We start from the raw sequence: 20,361 nt of genomic DNA, 5'->3' as shown, positions 1-20,361 counted from the left end.
ACTTCGGCTGGGCGCTCATGAATAGTTTTAATATCCTGTAATATAGAATCTTTTTTAGGTTCACCGTTAGCTTTTCGCTTTTTATTTTCATGACGTAGACAGGATAATAAGTCTTTTTTCAACTCACCCTTGGGTAATGCTCGTATCGTTGAATAAATCGTTGTATGGCTTACATTCATTGTTTGATCCAAATCAGGAAATGTCTTTAAACGCTTTGCTATTTGCTGAGGAGACCATAAACAACGGATCGCTTCAACAATAAATTTCCAGAGGATTGAATCGATTTTGAGTTTTCTGTGACCACGTCTACGTCTAGCGAAGGTGTTATCAGAAGCATATTGAGCTTGATAAACGTCATTGATGCTATTTCTTTTAAGCTCACGATAGATCGTACTAGGATGTCTTTTAATGAGTTCAGCAAATTTTCTGGCTGAAAAGCCTTCTTTTCTTGACTCAAGCATTAATGCAGTACGATCTTCAAAGTTAAGATGATGGTATGACAATTTTATATACTCCATAAACCCTTTAAATTAATTAGGTGGTTTATGTCGCACTTCAAGTTTTACTCTGCCCACATATCTTACCTTCATATTCATAACGATGAACTTCGTAGGCTTGACCATCCCAACGATAAACTGCAAAACAGAAACCAGGACCACCATTTTCAATATCTGGCCAGCCATCTTTTCCTTTGGTTTTTAAAAAAGTGGGAATGCCTGGATTACTAAATAACTGCTTCCATTTACCATTTTTTTGCTGTGAAACAATATAGTAGCCGATACCAGTTCTGCCATAACACATGCTGCTATTATCTTGAATAATGGCATCTTTACGACCATCACCATTCAAATCTTTATAAATAACAATATTTCCACTATCACAATTACCTTCCCAGCCATATTTTGTTTTTTTGAAATCTGCAGCTTTAAAAATAGCTTGAGCATCTGCTTTAGGTACTTTAGGCTTTTGAGCAAAATTAGGTGTGCTGATTAGAAGCAAATAAGCAGTAAGTAATAATTTATTTTTCATAAGTTTTATGATCATGTTGGTTGAATTTAAAATTTATTGTTTGGATGTTTTATCGTATTAAAGTTAAAAAACCCCACATTAAGTGAGGTTTTATATCATGAAATTAATTAACTAGCCAACAAATCAACCAATCAATTTTTTCATTAATTCATTCACTTGTGCAGGGTTAGCTTTACCTTTAGCAGCTTTCATGACTTGACCAACAAGACCGTTAAAGGCTTTTTCCTTACCAGACTTGTACTCTTCAACCATTTTCTCATTGGCTGCAAGCACTTCTTTGATAATCGCTTCAATCGCACCTGTATCGGTTTCTTGCTTTAAGCCTTTTTCAGCAATAATGTCATCCGCAGATTTTCCTTCTGCTTCCCACATAAAGCCAAACACTTGCTTCGCGATTTTGCCGTTAATGGTGTTATCGACAATACGTGCGATCATGCCACCCAATTGCTCAGCAGAAACTGGAGAGTCTGCTAAATCTAGGCCTGCTTTGTTTAAAGCACCTGAGAATTCACCCATCACCCAGTTTGCAGAAACTTTACCTTGCTTCGCACCGCCAGCAGCAGCTACAACAGCCTCGTAGAAGTCTGCCATTTCGCGTGACAGCGTTAATACATGTGCATCGTATTCAGTCACGCCGAAGTCAGCAATAAAGCGCTCACGACGTGCAGCAGGCAATTCTGGCAGGGCAGCGCGTGCCGCTTCGATTTGCTCATTTGAAATGATCACTGGTAACAAGTCAGGGTCAGGGAAGTAGCGATAGTCGTTCGCTTCTTCTTTTGAACGCATTGAGCGAGTTTCCATCTTGTTCGGATCGAACAAACGAGTCTCTTGATCAATCTCGCCGCCGTATTCCAAGATTTCCATTTGGCGTTCAATTTCAACATTGATCGCTTGCTCAATAAAACGGAATGAGTTGAGGTTTTTCAACTCACAGCGTGTGCCAAAAGGTTGACCTGGACGACGCAATGATACGTTACAGTCGGCACGGAAAGAGCCTTCAGCCATGTTCCCGTCAGAGATACCTAACCAACGCACTAGGGTGTGAATGGCTTTGATATAAGCAACTGCTTCTTCAACCGAACGCATATCTGGTTCAGACACGATTTCAAGTAATGGTGTACCTGCACGGTTTAAGTCAATGCCAGACATCCCTTCGAATTGGTCATGGATCGATTTACCAGCATCTTCTTCAAGATGAGCACGGGTCACGCCGATGCGTTTTACAGTGCCATCCTCAAGTTGGATGTCGATATGACCCAAGCCTACGATTGGGTTGTCCATTTGGCTGATCTGATAGCCTTTCGGAGAGTCTGGGTAGAAGTAGTTTTTACGTGCAAATACGGATGCTTGATCGATATACGCATCGATACCCAAGCCAAAGCGAATTGCAAGATCAACGACCTCGGCATTCAATACAGGCAATACACCCGGCATCGCCAAATCAACAAGGCTAGCTTGTGTATTTGGGTCTTGGCCAAATTCAGTTGATGAACCCGAGAAAATTTTAGATTTGGTTGCAAGCTGAGTGTGGATTTCAATCCCGATAACGACTTCCCAACCGTCAATTAACTTTAACTTTTGAGCTTCAGTCATTATGCATTCTCCTCAGCAATTGCCGCACGTTTGGTATGCCAGTCTGTGTTTTGTTGATATTGATGCACAATCGAAAGCAATTGTGATTCTGACCAGTAGTTACCAATCAACTGTAAACCAACAGGTAGGCTGTCTTTATCAAAACCGACAGGTGCATTGATGGCTGGTAGACCCGCCAAGTTCACAGCAAGGGTATAGATATCGCCTAAGTACATTTCAGTTGGACTGAGGTTCGCACCGATTTTGTACGCAGTCGTTGGTGCAGATGGCGCTGCAATCACATCGACATTTTCAAATGCTTTGAGGAAGTCTTGTTGGATTAAACGACGTACTTTTTGTGCTTTCACATAGTAAGCATCGTAGTAACCTGCAGACAGCGCATAAGTACCAATCAAAATACGGCGTTGTACTTCAGCACCAAAACCTTCTGAACGTGAACGTTTGTAGAGGTCTAAAATGTCTTTTGGATTTTCACAACGGTAGCCATAACGAACACCATCGTAACGTGACAAGTTTGATGACGCTTCCGCAGGTGCGATCAAATAGTAAGTTGGAACGTAGGCTTCAGTCATGTTGAGATCAATCTCAACCAAAGTCGCGCCCATTTCTTCAAGCTTTTTCAATGATTCTTCAACGCGCGCTTTTACGTCTGCATCTAAACCAGCGACATTGAAGTATTGTTTTGGAATACCAATACGTAAACCTTTCACAGCTGTGCCGTTTAGGTTAGCCACGTAATCATCCACTTCTTTGTCTACAGAGGTTGAGTCTTTAGCATCATGACCAGCAATCACATTCATGAGGTAGGCACAGTCTTCTGCTGAACGTGCCATTGGACCGCCTTGATCCAATGATGAGGCATAGGCAATCATACCGAAGCGAGAAACACGACCATAAGTCGGTTTTAAGCCCGTTAAGCCACAAAATGAAGCTGGTTGGCGAATTGAACCACCTGTGTCTGTACCTGTTGCGATTGGCGCAAGATCAGCCGCTACAGCTGCAGCAGAGCCACCTGATGAACCACCCGGGACATGATCTAAGGCCCACGGGTTGCCGGTTGCACCAAAGTAAGAGCTTTCAGAGGTTGAACCCATGGCGAATTCATCCATATTCACCTTACCTAAAGTCACAAGACCTGCGGCTTTAGCTTTGGCAACCACAGTTGCGTCATAAGGTGAAATGAAATTGTCCAGCATTTTTGAACCCGCAGTGGTTTTAATGCCTTGGGTACAAAAAATATCTTTATGTGCAAGTGGAATACCTGCCAACGCATGTGCATTGCCTGATTTGATTACTGCATCAGCCGCATCCGCCTCTACTAAGGCTTGCTCTGCGGTCACCGTCACATAACTTTTTACTTTTGCGTCAATTTTGGCGATACGTTTTAAATAATGTTCAGTCAATTCACGTGATGAAAATTGGGCTTGTTTTAAGCCTTCAGAAAGTTCACGAATTGATAAGCGATGTAAATCTGTCATATGAAAAATTTCTTTACATTCTAAATATAAAATAAAAGTTAATTGAATAAAAATTATTCAATTACACGAGGTACAAGGTACAAACCAGCTTCGGTAGCAGGTGCGATTGCTTGATATTCATCGCGATGATTGCTTTCCGTGACTGCATCTGTGCGTAATGGTTGTGGGTTGTCAAATGGGCTTTTCAAAGGCTCAACATCATCGGTATTAATGCCTTTCAAGCTTTCCATCATGCCCAGAATTTTATTTAAACTTTGAGCATATTCAGCAGATTGCGTGTCGTTTAGCGATAAGCGTGCCAAATTTGCAATTTGCGATACAGTTTGCGCATTTAGATCCGCCGTCTGTGGAGCATCGGATGATGTAGACATAACTTTACCTAATTCAGTATCAAAAAATTTCAAAATATCGTGCGTTATAATAAGCGATTGACTTGTTCAAATCATCACATTTAGTTAAAGTTGCCACCTTGTATTCACACAAAGTTTAATTGAGAACGCCCCCGTGATTCTAAAACGACTAATTGGCTTGTTTTCGCCGGATTTAGCCATTGATTTAGGTACTGCTAATACGCTTATTTATGCACCAGGCCGTGGCATCATTTTAAATGAACCAACTGTTGTGGCAATTCGCCATAGTGGTTCACAAAAAATTGTTGCCAATGTTGGACTTGATGCTAAACAGATGTTAGGTCGTACCCCAGCGAATATTTCAGCGATTCGTCCGATGAAAGACGGTGTGATTGCTGATTTTGAAGTAACTGAAACCATGTTGCATCAGTTTATTGGCAAAGTACATGAAAAGCGTTTATTTCCACCTGCACCACGTGTTGTCGTTTGTGTACCGTGTAAATCTACTTTGGTAGAACGCCGTGCGATTCGTGAAGCTGTATTCAACGCAGGTGCTCGTGATGTCCGTTTGATTGAAGAGCCGATGGCGGCAGCAATCGGTGCGGGTATGCCTGTAGAGCAAGCATGTGGTTCGATGGTGGTCGATGTGGGTGGTGGTACCACTGAAATCGCAATCATTTCATTACAAGGTTGTGTTTACGCTGATTCATTACGTATCGGTGGTGATGTTTTTGATGAGCAAATCATCAATTATGTACGTAAAGCGCATGGTTGTGTGATTGGTGAAACCACGGCTGAAGTGATTAAAAAAGAAGTTGGAATGGCGGTTGCTGATGGTAAAACATTAGAAATCGAAGTTCGTGGTCGTAATTTAGCTGAGGGTGTTCCTCGTGCGATTACGGTAACTTCTGATGAAATCACGCAAGCGATTGCTGATCCATTACAAAGCATTGTCAGTGCGGTGAAATCTGCACTTGAACAAACGCCGCCAGAATTGTCTTCTGATATCGCTGAGCGTGGTATTGTGTTGACGGGTGGTGGGGCATTATTGCGTAACTTAGATAAGATGCTTGCGCAAGAGACTGGGTTACCAGTTGTGGTTGCTGAAGATCCGTTGACTTGTGTCACTCGTGGCGCTGGAAAAGTATTAGAGTTCTTTGACAATCCAAATCACGACATGCTTTTTGTTGGCTAAACCATAAGGACTAGGCGGTGCAACCGAATCTTTTTTCAAGACAACCGCCATCTTTTCGCTCATTTGTTATTGCAGTGATCACATGTTTGGTAGTGCTATTTTTTGATTGGCGCATGCCACATGTGATTAAACCAGCAAGGGATGTCTTGTACGCCGCGTATAACCCAATTTATGCATTGGCGAGTTATCCAGTACTGTCGCGAGAATGGCTGAATCAACAAACCAAATCTGAAGCTCAATTGCGTCGTGAAAATACTGCGATGCAAGCAGAGCTATTGCAAGCACGTGTTCGACTCCAAAAATTATCTGAACTTTCTGCTGAAAATAACCGTCTAAGAGGTTTATTAGATACGCCATTGATCATTGATGGACGTATGCAGATTGCTGAAGTGATTGGAACGGATGCGGATCCATTACGTCATATCATTATTATCAACCGTGGTTCTGCCGATCAGCTTAAAATTGGACAAACAGTTTTGGATGATCAGGGCATCATGGGACAGATCATCAATGTCTATCCACATAGTGCGCGCGTGATGTTGTTATCTGACAAAGAGCATTCTTTATCAGTGCGCTTAGAGCGGACGGGTATGCGTGCAATTGTGTCGGGTACTGGTGATTTAGGTCAGTTAAAAATGGACTACGTGGCGACCAGTGCAAACATCAAAGTTGGGGATAAGGTGTTCAGTTCTGGTTTAGGTGAGCATTTCCCTGCAGGTTACTTGGTCGGGACAGTATCGAAAGTCAGTCGTCATAATTCTGGTGAATTTGCTGAAATTGATGTAGTGCCAGCGGCTCAACTGGCAAGTGGTCATCATGTCGTGGTTCTGTTCTCAGAGTCATTGGCAAAGGAGCAGCCTTATGCCAATCGCTAAGTTAAGTTATAGCAAATCCAATAAAGATCCTTTGTTGATGATCATCATCTCGATTGTGATTGCATCGGTGTTGATGGTCTATCCGTTGGCGTATGAGTTGTCAGGATGGCGACCTGCGGTGATGTTGATGGTGATGCTGTTCTGGATTCTTTATCAACCTGTTTGGTGTGGGATCTGGTTTGCCTTCGGTATGGGGATTTTTGCTGATTTACTTTTAGATGCGCCACTGGGGTTAAACGCATTAAGTTTTGTGCTAATTTGTTTTGCGACACGCTATTTCATACGTGAACGACGAATTTTAACTTTTGGTAATTCGTGGGTGATTGCAAGTATTGCCATAGTGATGCATATCACTTTTTTATGGATGTGTCAGACCATAACAGGTATGCATTTTTCTCTAGCTCGACATTGGCAACCGTTGATTACGGGTGTTTTAGCTTGGCCGATCCTTTATTATTGTTTACATAAATGGCGCATATAATTCTCGCATCCAGCTCGCCGCGTAGGCAGGAGCTTTTATCGCAACTGGGTTTGGACTTTGAAGTTTTTAGTCCAGACATTGATGAGACAGTAAGGGATGCTGAAACGGTTGTGCATTATGTGGAACGGTTGGCAAGAGAAAAAGCGCGTGCTGTTTTAGCTCAATTTCCTGCTGCAATTGTAATCGCAGCAGATACCAGTTTAAGTTTTGCTGGAAAGATTTTAGGTAAGCCTGAATCAAAGCAACATGCTTTTGAAATGTGGTCACAGCTTTCTGGGCAGTGGCATGATGTATTTTCTGGCGTCTGTGTTGCCAGTCGTATTCAAATATGCAGTACAGTAGTGCGGACACAAGTCGAGTTGCAAACGCTTAGCCACGCAGAAATGGAAAAGTATTGGGCAACTGGTGAGCCGATTGGCAAAGCAGGTGGATATGCCATTCAAGGAATTGCTGCACAATATATTCCACAAATAAGGGGCAGTTATAGTAATGTGGTGGGGCTGCCTTTGCATGAAACAGTACAGTTATTAGAAAGCGTTAAAGCATAAATTCTGCATTAACGCTGTCGGCATAAGAATTTTTATAAAAGTTTTGAGTTGGTTATGGCAGAAGAGTTGCTGATTAACGTTACACCGATGGAGTGTCGGGTTGCGTTGATTGAAAATGGTACGGTCAATGAACTATTTGTTGAGCGTACGGCAAAACGTGGTTTAGTGGGTAATATTTATAAAGGCAAGGTTGTCCGTGTACTGCCGGGCATGCAAGCTGCTTTTGTTGATATTGGATTATCTCGAACAGCATTCTTGCATATCAATGATATGGTCTGGCCTCGTTCACAACCGACGCCTAACGTTTTTGAGTTGTTGCATCCTGGGCAAATGCTTACCGTGCAAGTGATGAAAGACATGCTCGGAACCAAAGGGGCTCGACTCAGTACAGATCTTTCGATCCCATCGCGTTATCTTGTGCTGATGCCTTATGGGAATCATATCGGGGTATCTCAGCGCATTGAAGCGGAAGAAGAGCGTGATCGTTTGCGTGGGATTATTGAGCATATTCAAGCTGAACATAACCTACCTGGAAGTGTGATTGTACGCACTGCTGCGGAAGGGGTGGATGAAGCGGCGATTGCACAAGACATGAATTACTTGAGTAAACTGTGGGAATTCATTCAACGGAAGCAAAAAGAAGTTTCAACACCTGAGCTAATTTTTGAAGAGCTTCCTTTACCTCAACGTATTGTGCGGGATTTAGCCAGCGATGAAACCGCTAAAATCTATGTGGATTCGCGCGAAATTCATGGCAAGTTGAATGACTTCGTCAAGGAGTTTGTGCCGACCATTCAAAATCGTTTGCTGCATTATCCGGGTGAAAAACCACTTTTTGATTTATACAATGTCGAAGAAGATATTCAAAAAGCTTTACAAACGCGTGTAGCACTTAAATCGGGTGGCTATCTGATGCTTGATCAGACAGAAGCGATGACCACCATTGATGTTAATACTGGTTCCTATGTCGGTGGGCGAAGCCTAGAAGACACAGTTTTTAAAACCAATATGGAAGCGACCCAAGTCATTAGCAGACAACTCCGTTTGCGAAACTTGGGCGGTATCATCATCATTGATTTTATTGATATGCAGGAAGCTGGGCATCGGGAAGAAGTGATGCGTCAGTTTGAAAAAATGCTTGAACGCGATCATGCCAAAACCAAAATTACTCAAGTTTCAGAACTGGGTTTGGTTGAAATGACTCGTAAGCGAACTCGTGAATCTTTGGAACATCTACTTTGTGAATCATGTCCAACTTGTCAAGGACGCGGTTATGTGAAGACAGCAGAGACAGTATGTTACGAGATATTTCGCGAGATCATGCGATATGCGCGTGCATTTGATTCCAAGGGTGGCTTTACTGTCGTTGCGCATCCAGCAGTGATTGATCGGCTTTTAACAGCAGAAGCCCCAGCCGTCGCGGATTTGGAGCATTTTGTGAACCGTGTCATAAAATTCCAAGTGGAAAATTTATATACGCAAGAGCAATACGATATCATTTTAAGCTAAAGTTGTAACAAGATTTCGCTTAATCCTTGTTACAACTGAAATTTTACTTTCGATCATGAATTTTAAATACTAGAACCATAAGATTAGCCATAGGCATTTTTCAATGTCTTAGCAAATATAATGAGGTATATAAAATGAATGTAAGTAAAAGATTAGTGAGTCACGGTTTTAAGCATGTTTTAGACAGCAATCCTGTGAACACTTGTTATATGGTCGATAGCCAAGGTAAAGAAGTTCCGATTACTACGGCAATGATTCGTTCAGCCTGCCATCAATTGCTACAACGTTGTCGCGCAATTAAAAAGTAAGGGGCCATTGAAAGCCCCTTAATTTTTCTCTACGAATTTACAATCTTCTCTTGCGGTAACTCTTGAATCTTTTGTTCAAAACGTTGAATTTCTTCTTCTAGATGTGTCAGTAAGTTTTGCATTTTTGGTAGTGCATTTCGACATGCGATCAAACCAACTTCTAATTTATCCAAATAACTGGTTAAGGTAATATTGAGTGCCTGACCATCCATCACGATTGATGCAGGATATAGTGCATCGAGTTTTGCCCCATTCCAATACAACGGTTCACGTGGACCAGGTACGTTAGAAATTACAAGGTTAAAGGCTTGACGCTTAGGTAACATTCCTGAAGCGATGTTTAATCCTGCTGGACCATAAACCACGGCACTATAGTTTAGAATCTCATTTGCGGTCATACGACTAAAACGTTGTTTGGAGTTTTGCACACTGCGACGAATAATTTCCAAACGTTCGATTGGATCTTCGATATGAGTGGCAAGATTGGCCAAAATCATCGTAATACGGTTACTTACATCTGAGTCATCGGTACGTAGTGATGCTGGCACCATAGCGATTAAAGGCTTTTTCGGTAAGCTATTATGACTGATCAAATATTCGCGTAAAGCACCAGCACATACAGCCAAAACGACGTCGTTTAAGGTCACGCCTAGGGTTTTGGCGATGGTGCGGAAACGATCTAATTCGAATGATTGTGCTGCAAAACGACGGGCAGAGCTAACACGTTGGTTTAAGATCGACGGCGGTGCTTGAAAGGTCGAAACGTAGTCTGGGTTTTTCCCCATCTCTTTAAAAATAGTTTGAGAGAGTTCTTGCATCACTTTAGGAGCAACTTCGCACTGGGATTTAATCGTATCCCACACACCTTTGATTTTGCTGACACTTGGTGGTTTCGGAGCTTTTAAACGTTTAGCGCGCTTACCTTCTACACACCACAAAGGCACTACATGCTTTTCATTTGGATCTTTTGAAAGCGATTTTTCGATTAGGCGCATACCTGCGACGCCATCTACCATCGCATGATGGATTTTGAAATACATGGCAAAACGGTTGCCTTCAATTCCTTCGATAATGTCACAGGTCCATAATGGTTTAGCACGGTCAATAAGAGAACTATGTTGCTGTGAAATATACACTAGTAATTCACGAATACGTCCAGGATTGGGTAACGCAATATGACGGAAATGATGGTCTAAATCGAATTCATTGTCTTCACCCCAAAATAAACCATTTAACTGATTGTTGAAGGGTGGTACTGGAATGCTTTTTGATTGACGAATTTCTTCAACCAGATCATGAACAAAGGTTGGAGACGCATTTTCAGGTAGTTCAAATAAAAACAGCCCACCTACATGCATGGGTTGCTGTCTTTTTTCTAATGAAAGAAAAATGAAGTCGATCGGGTGTAATGGGCGCATAGCAGATATAGTCTCTCATCGCATTTTTTATAAGATACTCTTGGAGCTCTTATTAGTATTATTGAACCGTAGAGATCAGTATATACGCTTTCGTCTGGTTAAAATATGACTTTGTACACAGCAGTCAGGAAAAATAAAACCACTGACAAATCAGTGGTTTTTATATACCAAAATTGTTACAGCTTATTTTTTTAGATTTCCAGCATGCAAACCGCACTCTTTGTGAGTTGCTTCTTCCCACCACCAACGACCTTCACGTTCATGCTGATTAGGTAAAACTGGGCGTGTGCAAGGTTCACAACCAATTGAGATAAAACCACGCTCATGCAATGGATTATATGGAATTTCCATCATACGGATATAACTCCATACATCGGCACTACTCCAATTGGCAAGTGGGTTGTACTTGATCAGTTGTTTACCTTCCCCTGAAAAGCCAACATCGGCCTGAACCACTGGAACATCACTGCGTGTTGGGCTTTGATCTTTTCGTTGACCCGTAATCCAACCATCTAAAGTCGCCAATTTTTTACGAAGAGGTTGAACTTTACGAATCCCACAGCATTCTTGATGACCATCTTCAAAAAAGCTAAATAAGCCTTTTTCATTGACGAATTGTTGAACTGCAGCAGACTCAGGAAAACAGATTTCGATATTGATATTGTAATGCTTACGGACTGTTTCAATAAATTGATAGGTTTCAGCGTGTAGTCGCCCCGTATCTAAGCTAAAGACACGAAAGGGCTTACCAATACGAGAAGCGATATCAATCAATACAACATCTTCCGCACCTGAAAATGAAATGGCGATTTCACCTTGTTGACTTAAAGCAAGTTCTAAAATTTCTCGTGGCGATTTTTCTGCATATTCAGCAGCGAGCGCATCCACAAGGTCAATAGTCGGAATAACAGTCATGGGTGTTCCTGGCGATAGGCTTGGGCACAATTGTAAATCATTCTAAGCAAAGCAGTTTACTTGCTCTCAACTTTAATCTTGCAGAATAAAGCTGATTTATTCAACAACAGCGCAAAAATTGAAAATGTTAGTGGTATGATACAGCAATTTTTAACCAACATTGGAAGCATTCATGGAAATCGTATGCCTAGATCTTGAAGGTGTTTTAGTTCCAGAAATCTGGATTAATTTTGCAAAAAAAACAGGGATTAAAGAACTCGAGGCAACGACTCGTGATATTCCAGACTATGATGTACTAATGACACAACGTCTAAATATCTTAAAACAACATGGTTTGGGTTTAAATGATATTCAAGCGGTGATTGCGGATATGGGGCCTTTTGAAGGGGCGAAGGAATTTGTTGATTGGGTACGTACTCATTTCCAACTGATTATTCTTTCAGATACGTTTTATGAGTTTGCACATCCTTTAATGCAGCAACTGGGTCAACCGACAATTTTCTGTCATAAATTAGAGACAGACGAAAATGGTATGATTACCGCGTATAAACTTCGTCAACCAGATCAAAAACGTCAGGCGGTTAAAGCTTTGCATGGTTTGAACTTCCGTGTAATTGCGGCAGGTGATTCTTATAATGATACGACGATGTTGGGAGAAGCGGATCATGGATTCTTGTTTGATGCACCAGATAATGTAATCGCTGAGTTTCCTCAATTTCCACCTTTGCATGGCTATGAGGCTTTAAAGCAAGCCATTCGTTCAGTATCGCAACGTAATATTCCAGAATAATAAATCTATCCAGAGAAACTGTTTTATGAGATTTCTCAAAGCGTGAAGCTAAAAGCAACAAAAGGCGCATTATGCGCCTTTTGACTGATTAAACAAGATTAAAACTTATAACCAATTTTTAAACCGTATGCGATAGCATCATTGTTTTTGAACTCTGCAATATAAGCAGGTGTATCAAATTGAGAACCGGATTGTGCTTTGGCATCACCTAACCAGAAATATTTCACGCCACCAGCGATGAAGTAGTTTGGAGCAGGGCTGTATTGAACACCTAGGCCGATGTTCCAATAACCCTCCGTTGGTCCAAGTGTGGTCACAGGGTTACCCGCACCTGAGTCCCACCCTACAGAAAAGTTACCCGCCCATAAATCATTAAATTTACGTCCTATGCCAGCAGTTATCGAATATTGATCATCGGTATAAGCAACAAGATCAAAGCCATCTTTTTTGCCAGTACCATTTACAACAGGAGCGAGTACTGATGCAGCACCAAACTTATATGGACGAATGGCAAAGTCTTTCCAGTTCACCCAACGAATGTTAGCAAAGGCAACGGTATTTTCCATGATCCCTGTTTGTAGATCGAGATTGATCGATTGTGGGGTAGTAATTTCTGTGATGCCTTGAGCATTATTAACTTCAGTTAACATCGCATCAAATATTGGGCTGCCAGTCATACCCGCAGCATTATGTTTTTCATAAGCATTCATTTCATGCTTAATCTTGGCACGATAGGTGAGAGATGCTTTCATTGCGATTTCTGGAATTTGATAAGCGACACCCGCTAACCAACCTACAGCCTCATCTCGACCCGTTTTAAAGTCATAGCCATTATAGGCACTGTAACTTGTGCCACGTAATAATACGTTAGCATCCAAAGTTTGATAAACGGCCCCTGCATAAAGATTCCAGTTCTGGTTGGGTTGGTAGCCGAAAAGTAAATTTAAATTTTCAGTACGAACCTTAACTGAGGTATTCCCTTGGAACGGGACAGGACGATTTTCTACAAAGTTATTTTGACCATGATATTCCGCATCAGCACCATATGGATGATCATAAAGTAAGCCAATTGAAAATTGTTCAGTTGCTTGAATTTTTAAGGCTGCACTTGGTGAGTAATAATGATTTGCCATGTCTCCTGTATTATTTTGAGATGTATCTTTCCCTGATACGTCCGCACTTAGAAAAGTAATACCCGCTTCAAAATAATTGCTTGGCTGCAAGAAGGCTGAAATTGACTGGCCAGAACGATCCAAGGCTGCTGCAAAAGCAGAGGTTGTTGGTAATAAACTGAGTAAAAGTGCTGTTTGAGTCGCATGCAGCTTCATTGATATTTTTTCTCATATCAGGTGTAACTAGAATGCCGCGAAAAGTAACACAATTTTTGAGTAATCAAATATTTTTACAAATGTCCATAAATGAACTGATAAAGTCATGGAAAGTTGTTGAGTCATAAGGCTTTATAGATTAATCACTCTAAAAGTTGATTAACCGGTAAATTCAGTCGATAAAAAAAGACCGTCTTGCGACGGTCTTTTTCATTGAGATGGATTAGAAGCGGTAACCGATTTTCAAACCATAAGCGATTGCTTTGTTATCTTCAAACTCAGCAACATACTCATTGCCACCCGCTTGAGCACCAGTTTGGGCTTTTGCATCGCCTAACCAGAAGTACTTCACACCACCAGCGATAAATGTCGCTGGAGTAGGGCTAAATTGAACACCAACACCAACGTTCCAATAGCCTTCTGTTGGGCCAAGTGTAGTTACAGGATTACCCGCTCCAGAATCCCAACCTACAGAAACGTTACCAGCCCACTGTTCGCTCAGTTTACGTCCAACACCAGCGTTAACTGACCATTGATCTTCAGAATATTCTACTAAATTGAAACCATTAGGACGATTTACAGCTTCACCAATTTGTTTAGATAGTAAACCAAACTTGTAAGGTTGAATTGAAAAATCCTTCCAATTCACCCAACGCACGTTGGCAAATGCAACGGTATTAGCCATGATACCGGTTTGAAAATCAAGGTTTACAGATTGTGGCGTTGTAATCTTTGTTTTTTCAGAACTATTGTTGATTACATCGATAGCGTCACCTCTACCTAGTAAATTTAAAGCAGGTAAAGTAGGAATTGTTTCATTAATATTAACTTTATGATCAATTTCAGAACGATAAGTAACCGATGCTTTTAACGCAATTTCAGGGATTTGATAAGCAGCACCAGCCAACCAACCAACACCGCCAGTTTCTTTAATATCGGCATCGTAGCCGTTATAAATACTATATGCTTGACCACGAAGATTTACTGAACCTTTTACTGTTTGGTAGACACCACCTGCATAAAAGTTAAGGTTTTTATTAGGTTGAAAACCGAAAATCATAGATAGATTTTGTGAGTCTACTTTGACTTTGGTATTTCCTTTTCCAAGTAAACCGTTAACTTGTTGTAAACCTTGATCAACTAAGTTTGTTATACCTTGTTTAACGGCTGTATCAATTTGATTTTTAACAGCATCATTAGAATTATATTGAGTTAACGTGTTAGCTAATTGCTGCTGACCAGCAGGAGTAGTTAGGTCAACACCTTGAGCTGTTAACGCAGCCCCAACGCGTTGTTGAGCAGAAAGATTGTTGAATTGGGTGTCAATAGTTGATTGACGAATAACATCTAATCTATCTTGAGCTAGGATTGTATCTGTTGGGCTAGATACAAATACATTATTACCAGTGTATGCCGCATCGGCCCCAAATGGTTGATCATAAATAAGACCAAAAGAAATATTGTCTGTAAGTTGAAGTTTTAAAGCAGCGCCAGGGAAGAAATAATCATCTCCCATATCGGCAATTTTACGTTTAGTGGTTGATTCCCCAGCTTCTTGTCCTTTAACTGTTGGATCTAGAACTGAAATCCCCGCTTCAAAATAGTTACCTGGTTGTAAGAATGCAGACATAGACTGACCCGAACGGTCTAACGCTGCTGCAAAGACTCCAGTTGCAGGTAACGTCGCTAAGATCATTGCAGTGCTAAGGTGTTTTAATTTCATTTTAAATCTTTCCTTGAACTTTTAAGATTCTTAAGTTTAGAAGCTATGAAATGACATGAAAAAGTCATTCATATTTGATTGGCTATAACTTCATGTAACAAAAATACCATAATTAAAATAAGAGTAAATGTTCTAAATGAACTAGTTAGTACGATTGATTGGATGAAATTGAACAAAAAAAATGCTATAAATATTTATATACATATGTGTTTTTATTGATAAAATAATGAAATATATAAAATATTTATGAAAAATGACTCTTGCAAATTCTATAAAAAAAATTTTTTTTAGGTCAAAGATTTTTTGTAAAAAATACGATCTTATTTGCAGTATTGACTAAAAATGCATATTTTTACGATCAAATAAATATTCATATAAATTTTACAGAAAATTTACGCATTTTAGTTGTTCTGACATAGAGAGTTTACGCCTTCAATTTCCATACTACTGCTGACTTATTTTTAAATGGCATGTGCTATGTGGGAATTCATTTCTGTATTTATTCTTGCAATGGTTTTCGCTTATCCACTTGGACGCTATCTTGCAGATGTAATGCAAGCTCAGCCCATGAAAAGCGATTGTATTTTTAAATGGATAGAACGACCAATTTATGTAGTTTTAGGTGTAAAGCAAGTCGGTATGAATTGGCGGCAATATCTTGGCGCTTTTATCATCAGTAATGTTTTGCTTTTAGCCACAAGTGTTGCAATCTTGATGACACAGGCTTGGTTGCCATTAAATCCAGATCATATCCCTAACATGAATTGGGATCTGGCATTACACACCAGCATTTCATTTTTGACCAATACCAATCAGCAGCATTATTCAGGACAGGCTCAATTGTCTTATCTGTCGCAAATGACGGTGATCGTTGGTTTGCAATATTTATCTCCAATTATGGGTTTAGCTTTGTTAACAGCCATGTTAAGAGCATTATTCTTACAGCCGAGTCAAACAGAAAACTCTGAGAAAAAGACATGGAAGAATATTAATCTGGGTAATTTTTGGATGGATATGATCCGACCATTATTCCGATTCTTTATTCCTTTAGGTTTGTTTTTTTCTCTATTGCTGACATTTCAAGGTGTGCCATCAACACTTTCTGCTGGTCCAACCGTCCAAGTTTTGGATCAAGCAGTAGAAGTACAAACACAACATATTCCACTTGGACCTGTAGCACCGATGGTGGCGATCAAGCAATTAGGCAGTAATGGTGGTGGTTGGTATGGTCCAAACAGTAGTGTGCCTTTAGAAAATCCAACGCCATTATCTAATGTGTTGGAGATGCTAGCGATCTTACTGATCCCAATTTCTGTGGTATTCATGATTGGCCGCTTTATCCAACGCAAAAAATTGATGTGGATGATTTTGGGCACGATGTTGTTGATGTCATTGGCTTCCACTGTATTCACTTTATGGGCTGAAAAATCGTCATTGGTTCCAAATATTGCGCTAATGGAAGGGAAAGAAGTCCGTTTTGGAGCTGAAGCCTCTGCATTGTGGGGAAGTCTAACCACACAGGTAAATAATGGTTCGGTCAATATGATGCATGACTCAGCTTCACCATTAACGGGTTTGGTTGAGCTATCCAATATGCTGATCAATGCTATTTGGGGTGGGATTGGTTGTGGTTTATTACAGTTCTTTATTTATCTGTTCTTAGCTGTATTTATCGCGGGTTTGATGACAGGTCGTACGCCTGAATTATTTGGGCGAAAAATTGAAGTTACTGAAATTAAGTTATTGGCACTGGTCATTCTTTTACAACCTGTGGTGATTCTTGGTTTGACTGCGATCGCTATCGCTTTCCCATCTTTAACAGGTAATTCGAATCCTGCATCGCATGCTATTAGCCAAGTCTTTTATGAATATGTGTCTGCGTTTGCCAATAATGGTTCTGGTTTTGAAGGCTTAGCCGACAACACTGTATGGTGGAATCTCAGCGCCAGTGTTGCGTTATTAGCAGGTCGTTATAGCGTACTGATCATTCCAGTTTTAATTGCAGTCAGTCTAGCAACCAAACCTAAAGCAGATGAGACCAAGGGTTCATTACAGATTGAATCGCCTACATTTGCACTGACTTTAATCGGAATTGTACTGATTTTAACGCTTTTGCAATTTATGCCAGTGTTGGTGATTGGACCAATTGCTGATTATTTATCTGTAAAGATCTAGTGGAGCACGTACCATGAATTACCCTAATGCGACACAAATGGATATCTTGAATAAAGAAATTATTCTGCAAACCTTTTATAAATTATTACCACAGCATGCCTTTAAAAATCCCGTAATGGCATGTGTATGGATTGGAACAGTGTTAACCATCGTGGCAACGTTGATGGGTAGCACCAATTTGGGATTTGGCATTTTACTGAGCTTGATCTTATTAGTAACCGTTTTGTTTGCCAATTATGCAGAAGCAGTAGCAGAAGCCAAAGGACGTGGACAGGCATCTTCTTTACGCCAAGCCCGTGAAAACTTAATGGCAAATAAAATTGCTGATCTGAATGCTACAGCAACTGTGATTTCTGCAAATTTATTAAAAAAAGATGATTTGGTGATCATCAAAGCAGGTGAAATCGTGCCTGCAGATGGTGAAATCATTCAAGGTTTTGCCACCATTAATGAGTCGGCGGTGACAGGTGAGTCAGCGCCTGTATTGCGTGAGGCCAATACGGATCGGTCAGGTGTGATTGGCGGTACCAAAGTTTTATCTGATCAAATTATTGTCCGTGTCAGTAATGAGGCTGGAAATAGTTTTTTAGATCGCATGATTGCCTTGGTTGAGGGTGCAAATCGTCAAAAAACACCGAATGAAATTGCACTCAGTATTTTGCTGAACATCATGACCATTACTTTTATTGTTGTGGTTGCAACATTACCGTTTATTGGTTCTATGGTTGGGATTAAAATCAGTCTGGTGATGTTGATTGCGTTATTGGTCTGTCTCATTCCAACAACAATTGGTGGTTTGTTGCCTGCAATTGGGATTGCAGGGATGAACAGAGCCTTAAAAGCCAATGTATTGGCGAAATCAGGTAAAGCGGTTGAGGTTGCAGGTGATATTGATGTATTGCTGTTGGATAAAACAGGCACGATTACCTATGGTGATCGTCAAGCAACCGCCTTTTATCCTTTAACGGGTGTGAGTCCAAGTGAATTACGCCAAGCAGCGATGCTTACATCTTTTGCTGATCCAACCCCTGAGGGTAAGTCAGTGGTGAGTTTAGCTAAAGAAATGGGAGAAAATATCCATGAATCTAAAGATGCTGAATTTATTCAGTTTAGTGCTTCAACACGCTTATCAGGGGTAAATTTAGCTTCTGGAGATCAGATTCGTAAAGGTGCAGTAGATGCGATTCTTAAATTCACCAATCAAACTATTAAAAATAATATTGAATTGAATGTTTGTGTTGAGCATGTTGCCTCAAAAGGTGCAACGCCATTGGTTGTCGCACTGAATGATAGAATTTTAGGTGTAATTGAACTCTCCGATGTGATTAAGCAAGGCATTAAAGAGCGTTTTGCATTGTTGAGAGAGATGGGGATTAAAACCATCATGGTTACGGGTGATAATCCTTTGACCGCAGCCGCAATTGCCGCTGAAGCAGGCGTGGATGATTATATTGCTGAAGCTCGCCCAGAAGATAAATTAGCCTGCATTCGTAAAGAGCAAGCTGCAGGAAAATTGGTCGCGATGGTTGGCGATGGAACCAATGATGCACCCGCTTTGGCACAAGCAGATATTGGTTTAGCCATGAACTCTGGTACGCAAGCTGCGAAAGAAGCGGGGAATATGGTTGATCTGGACTCTGATCCAACCAAACTGCTTGATGTTGTGGAGATTGGGAAACAGCAGTTAATTACTCGCGGTGCATTAACCACATTCTCTTTAGCAAATGATGTGTCTAAATACTTTGTGATTTTACCTGCACTGTTCGCCGTTGCGATTCCTCAGCTTGATGTCTTGAATATTTTGCAGTTGAGTAGTCCAAGCAGTGCGGTGATTTCTGCATTGATTTTCAATGCACTGATTATTCCGATGTTGATTCCTTTAGCGCTTAAAGGGGTGCAATTTAAACCTGCCAGTGCTTTGCAATTGTTGCGTCGTAATATGCTGATCTATGGTGTAGGGGGCGTGGTTTTTCCGTTTATTGCCATCAAATTGATTGACCTTGTTGTGTCGTTGTGGATTTAGGAGTACACCATGAATAGATTAGAAAATTTTCCGCTATCTTCTGAGCCACAACCACTCTTTCGTTCTAGTTTTGGTTTAATTGTGGTTGGATTCCTGATTGCAGGCGTATTGTATTGCAGTGTGAGTGTATCTTTGGCTCAATTGTTATTTCCAAAACAGGCCAATGGTAGTGTTATCGAGTTAAATGGAAAAATTGTCGGGTCAAGCTTGGTGGGACAGAACTTTGTGAGTGATCACTACTTTCACGCTCGCCCAAGTGCCATCGCGTATGATGCGGATGCGGTTGGGGGAAGTAATTTGGCACTCTCCAATCCTGAATTACAACAACAGATTCAGGAGCGGGTGATTCAATTTGCAGACAAAAATGGAATTTCAGTGCAGCAAGTTCCACATGATATGGTAACTGCATCAGGAAGTGGAATTGATCCAGACATTTCACCTCAAAGTGCCTTATTACAAGTGAAACGGGTAGCGCAACAACGCCACTTGTCAGAGCAACAGGTTCGAGCGTTGGTCCAACAGCATGTTCAACCGGCTCAATTGGGAATATATGGAAAGGCACGGGTCAATGTGCTTCAACTGAACTTAGCTTTAGATCAAATATCATCAACTTCACGTTGATA

General features: G+C 40.8%; 18 protein-coding genes and 1 pseudogene. 10 read left to right on the top strand and 9 right to left on the bottom strand.

Features of this window, described 5'->3' with window-relative positions; all coding sequences use genetic code 11:
* The 5 genes and pseudogenes from F927_RS07335 to gatC all read right to left on the bottom strand — a co-directional run.
* Positions 1–518, bottom strand: a pseudogene (locus F927_RS07335) (IS30-like element ISAba125 family transposase); the annotation flags it as partial.
* Positions 519–555: 37 nt separating this feature from the next.
* On the bottom strand, positions 556–1,029 hold the full coding sequence (locus tag F927_RS07330) for a hypothetical protein (RefSeq protein ID WP_017394413.1): 474 nt from the start codon (positions 1,027–1,029) through the stop codon (positions 556–558).
* 123 nt (positions 1,030–1,152) lie between these two features.
* Positions 1,153–2,622, bottom strand: a complete 1,470-nt coding sequence (gatB, locus tag F927_RS07325) for an Asp-tRNA(Asn)/Glu-tRNA(Gln) amidotransferase subunit GatB (protein ID WP_004950640.1) — start codon at positions 2,620–2,622, stop codon at positions 1,153–1,155.
* Positions 2,622–4,100: an Asp-tRNA(Asn)/Glu-tRNA(Gln) amidotransferase subunit GatA gene (gatA, locus tag F927_RS07320; protein WP_005083138.1), complete on the bottom strand. Its 1,479-nt coding sequence runs from the start codon at positions 4,098–4,100 to the stop codon at positions 2,622–2,624. Before gatA ends, gatB begins: the two co-directional genes overlap by 1 nt.
* A 53-nt stretch (positions 4,101–4,153) precedes the next feature.
* Positions 4,154–4,471: an Asp-tRNA(Asn)/Glu-tRNA(Gln) amidotransferase subunit GatC gene (gene gatC / locus F927_RS07315; RefSeq protein WP_005083137.1), complete on the bottom strand. Its 318-nt coding sequence runs from the start codon at positions 4,469–4,471 to the stop codon at positions 4,154–4,156.
* Between the two features lie 133 nt (positions 4,472–4,604).
* Between gatC and F927_RS07310 the strand changes: the two genes are divergently transcribed.
* The 6 genes from F927_RS07310 (at position 4,605) to F927_RS17075 (ending at position 9,366) form a co-directional block, all read left to right on the top strand.
* Entirely contained in the window at positions 4,605–5,645 is a 1,041-nt protein-coding gene (locus F927_RS07310) for a rod shape-determining protein (RefSeq protein ID WP_004640560.1), read from the top strand.
* Positions 5,646–5,662: 17 nt separating this feature from the next.
* Entirely contained in the window at positions 5,663–6,520 is an 858-nt protein-coding gene (mreC, locus tag F927_RS07305) for a rod shape-determining protein MreC (RefSeq protein WP_005083136.1), read from the top strand.
* Positions 6,507–7,001 (top strand): rod shape-determining protein MreD, encoded by a 495-nt coding sequence (mreD, locus tag F927_RS07300; protein ID WP_004640557.1) that lies wholly within the window; start codon positions 6,507–6,509, stop codon positions 6,999–7,001. The genes mreC and mreD overlap by 14 nt, the downstream gene beginning before the upstream one ends.
* Complete coding sequence (locus F927_RS07295; RefSeq protein WP_005083133.1) at positions 6,989–7,549, top strand: Maf-like protein; 561 nt, start codon at positions 6,989–6,991, stop codon at positions 7,547–7,549. The genes mreD and F927_RS07295 overlap by 13 nt, the downstream gene beginning before the upstream one ends.
* Positions 7,550–7,603: 54 nt before the next feature.
* Positions 7,604–9,058, top strand: a complete 1,455-nt coding sequence (rng, locus tag F927_RS07290) for a ribonuclease G (RefSeq protein WP_004640553.1) — start codon at positions 7,604–7,606, stop codon at positions 9,056–9,058.
* Positions 9,059–9,192: 134 nt separating this feature from the next.
* The gene (locus F927_RS17075; RefSeq protein ID WP_004640552.1) at positions 9,193–9,366 is read left to right on the top strand and encodes a PA1571 family protein; all 174 of its coding nucleotides are present in this window, start codon (positions 9,193–9,195) and stop codon (positions 9,364–9,366) included.
* Positions 9,367–9,395: 29 nt separating this feature from the next.
* On the opposite strand, the gene F927_RS07285 is transcribed toward F927_RS17075, so the two are convergent.
* Together F927_RS07285 and F927_RS07280 are read right to left on the bottom strand one after the other, a co-directional pair.
* On the bottom strand, positions 9,396–10,784 hold the full coding sequence (locus F927_RS07285; protein WP_005083130.1) for a WS/DGAT/MGAT family O-acyltransferase: 1,389 nt from the start codon (positions 10,782–10,784) through the stop codon (positions 9,396–9,398).
* A 183-nt stretch (positions 10,785–10,967) separates the two neighbouring features.
* Positions 10,968–11,699: a phosphoadenylyl-sulfate reductase gene (locus F927_RS07280; protein WP_004640549.1), complete on the bottom strand. Its 732-nt coding sequence runs from the start codon at positions 11,697–11,699 to the stop codon at positions 10,968–10,970.
* A 172-nt stretch (positions 11,700–11,871) separates the two neighbouring features.
* Here F927_RS07280 and thrH point away from each other — a divergent pair, with 172 nt between their 5' ends.
* Complete coding sequence (gene thrH / locus F927_RS07275; protein WP_004640546.1) at positions 11,872–12,489, top strand: bifunctional phosphoserine phosphatase/homoserine phosphotransferase ThrH; 618 nt, start codon at positions 11,872–11,874, stop codon at positions 12,487–12,489.
* 98 nt (positions 12,490–12,587) lie between these two features.
* Here thrH and F927_RS07270 read toward each other — a convergent pair whose 3' ends face one another.
* Complete coding sequence (locus F927_RS07270) at positions 12,588–13,817, bottom strand: OmpP1/FadL family transporter (RefSeq protein WP_005083127.1); 1,230 nt, start codon at positions 13,815–13,817, stop codon at positions 12,588–12,590.
* A gap of 223 nt (positions 13,818–14,040) precedes the next feature.
* Entirely contained in the window at positions 14,041–15,540 is a 1,500-nt protein-coding gene (locus F927_RS07265) for a hypothetical protein (protein WP_005083125.1), read from the bottom strand.
* 477 nt (positions 15,541–16,017) lie between these two features.
* Here F927_RS07265 and kdpA point away from each other — a divergent pair, with 477 nt between their 5' ends.
* From kdpA to kdpC, 3 genes are read left to right on the top strand one after another with little or no spacing between them, the layout of a single operon-like run.
* Complete coding sequence (kdpA, locus tag F927_RS07260; protein WP_005083122.1) at positions 16,018–17,715, top strand: potassium-transporting ATPase subunit KdpA; 1,698 nt, start codon at positions 16,018–16,020, stop codon at positions 17,713–17,715.
* Positions 17,716–17,728: 13 nt separating this feature from the next.
* Complete coding sequence (gene kdpB / locus F927_RS07255) at positions 17,729–19,738, top strand: potassium-transporting ATPase subunit KdpB (RefSeq protein ID WP_005083121.1); 2,010 nt, start codon at positions 17,729–17,731, stop codon at positions 19,736–19,738.
* A gap of 9 nt (positions 19,739–19,747) precedes the next feature.
* Positions 19,748–20,359 carry a potassium-transporting ATPase subunit KdpC gene (gene kdpC / locus F927_RS07250; RefSeq protein ID WP_005083119.1) on the top strand — a complete coding sequence of 204 codons (612 nt, stop codon included), beginning with the start codon at positions 19,748–19,750 and terminating at the stop codon, positions 20,357–20,359.
* The last annotated feature ends 2 nt before the right edge of the window (positions 20,360–20,361 follow it).

It is taken from the genome of Acinetobacter haemolyticus CIP 64.3 = MTCC 9819 (genome assembly GCF_000369065.1).
GTDB classification, from domain to species: Bacteria; Pseudomonadota; Gammaproteobacteria; order Pseudomonadales; family Moraxellaceae; genus Acinetobacter; species Acinetobacter haemolyticus.
The sequence above is the reverse complement of the archived record's forward strand: the minus strand, read 5'-3'. Positions and strand labels throughout refer to the sequence as shown.

Excerpts from the sequence above, each read along its gene's own strand:
- F927_RS07270 (WP_005083127.1), bottom strand. The coding sequence starts at position 13,817 with ATGAAGCTGCATGCGACTCAAACAGCACTTTTACTCAGTTTATTACCA.
- F927_RS07280 (WP_004640549.1), bottom strand. The coding sequence starts at position 11,699 with ATGACTGTTATTCCGACTATTGACCTTGTGGATGCGCTCGCTGCTGAA.
- F927_RS07285 (WP_005083130.1), bottom strand. The coding sequence starts at position 10,784 with ATGCGCCCATTACACCCGATCGACTTCATTTTTCTTTCATTAGAAAAA.
- F927_RS07330 (WP_017394413.1), bottom strand. The coding sequence starts at position 1,029 with ATGAAAAATAAATTATTACTTACTGCTTATTTGCTTCTAATCAGCACA.
- F927_RS17075 (WP_004640552.1), top strand. The coding sequence starts at position 9,193 with ATGAATGTAAGTAAAAGATTAGTGAGTCACGGTTTTAAGCATGTTTTA.
- kdpC (WP_005083119.1), top strand. The coding sequence starts at position 19,748 with ATGAATAGATTAGAAAATTTTCCGCTATCTTCTGAGCCACAACCACTC.
- kdpB (WP_005083121.1), top strand. The coding sequence starts at position 17,729 with ATGAATTACCCTAATGCGACACAAATGGATATCTTGAATAAAGAAATT.
- thrH (WP_004640546.1), top strand. The coding sequence starts at position 11,872 with ATGGAAATCGTATGCCTAGATCTTGAAGGTGTTTTAGTTCCAGAAATC.
- gatB (WP_004950640.1), bottom strand. The coding sequence starts at position 2,622 with ATGACTGAAGCTCAAAAGTTAAAGTTAATTGACGGTTGGGAAGTCGTT.
- kdpA (WP_005083122.1), top strand. The coding sequence starts at position 16,018 with ATGTGGGAATTCATTTCTGTATTTATTCTTGCAATGGTTTTCGCTTAT.
- gatA (WP_005083138.1), bottom strand. The coding sequence starts at position 4,100 with ATGACAGATTTACATCGCTTATCAATTCGTGAACTTTCTGAAGGCTTA.
- F927_RS07265 (WP_005083125.1), bottom strand. The coding sequence starts at position 15,540 with ATGAAATTAAAACACCTTAGCACTGCAATGATCTTAGCGACGTTACCT.
- rng (WP_004640553.1), top strand. The coding sequence starts at position 7,604 with ATGGCAGAAGAGTTGCTGATTAACGTTACACCGATGGAGTGTCGGGTT.
- mreD (WP_004640557.1), top strand. The coding sequence starts at position 6,507 with ATGCCAATCGCTAAGTTAAGTTATAGCAAATCCAATAAAGATCCTTTG.
- gatC (WP_005083137.1), bottom strand. The coding sequence starts at position 4,471 with ATGTCTACATCATCCGATGCTCCACAGACGGCGGATCTAAATGCGCAA.
- F927_RS07295 (WP_005083133.1), top strand. The coding sequence starts at position 6,989 with ATGGCGCATATAATTCTCGCATCCAGCTCGCCGCGTAGGCAGGAGCTT.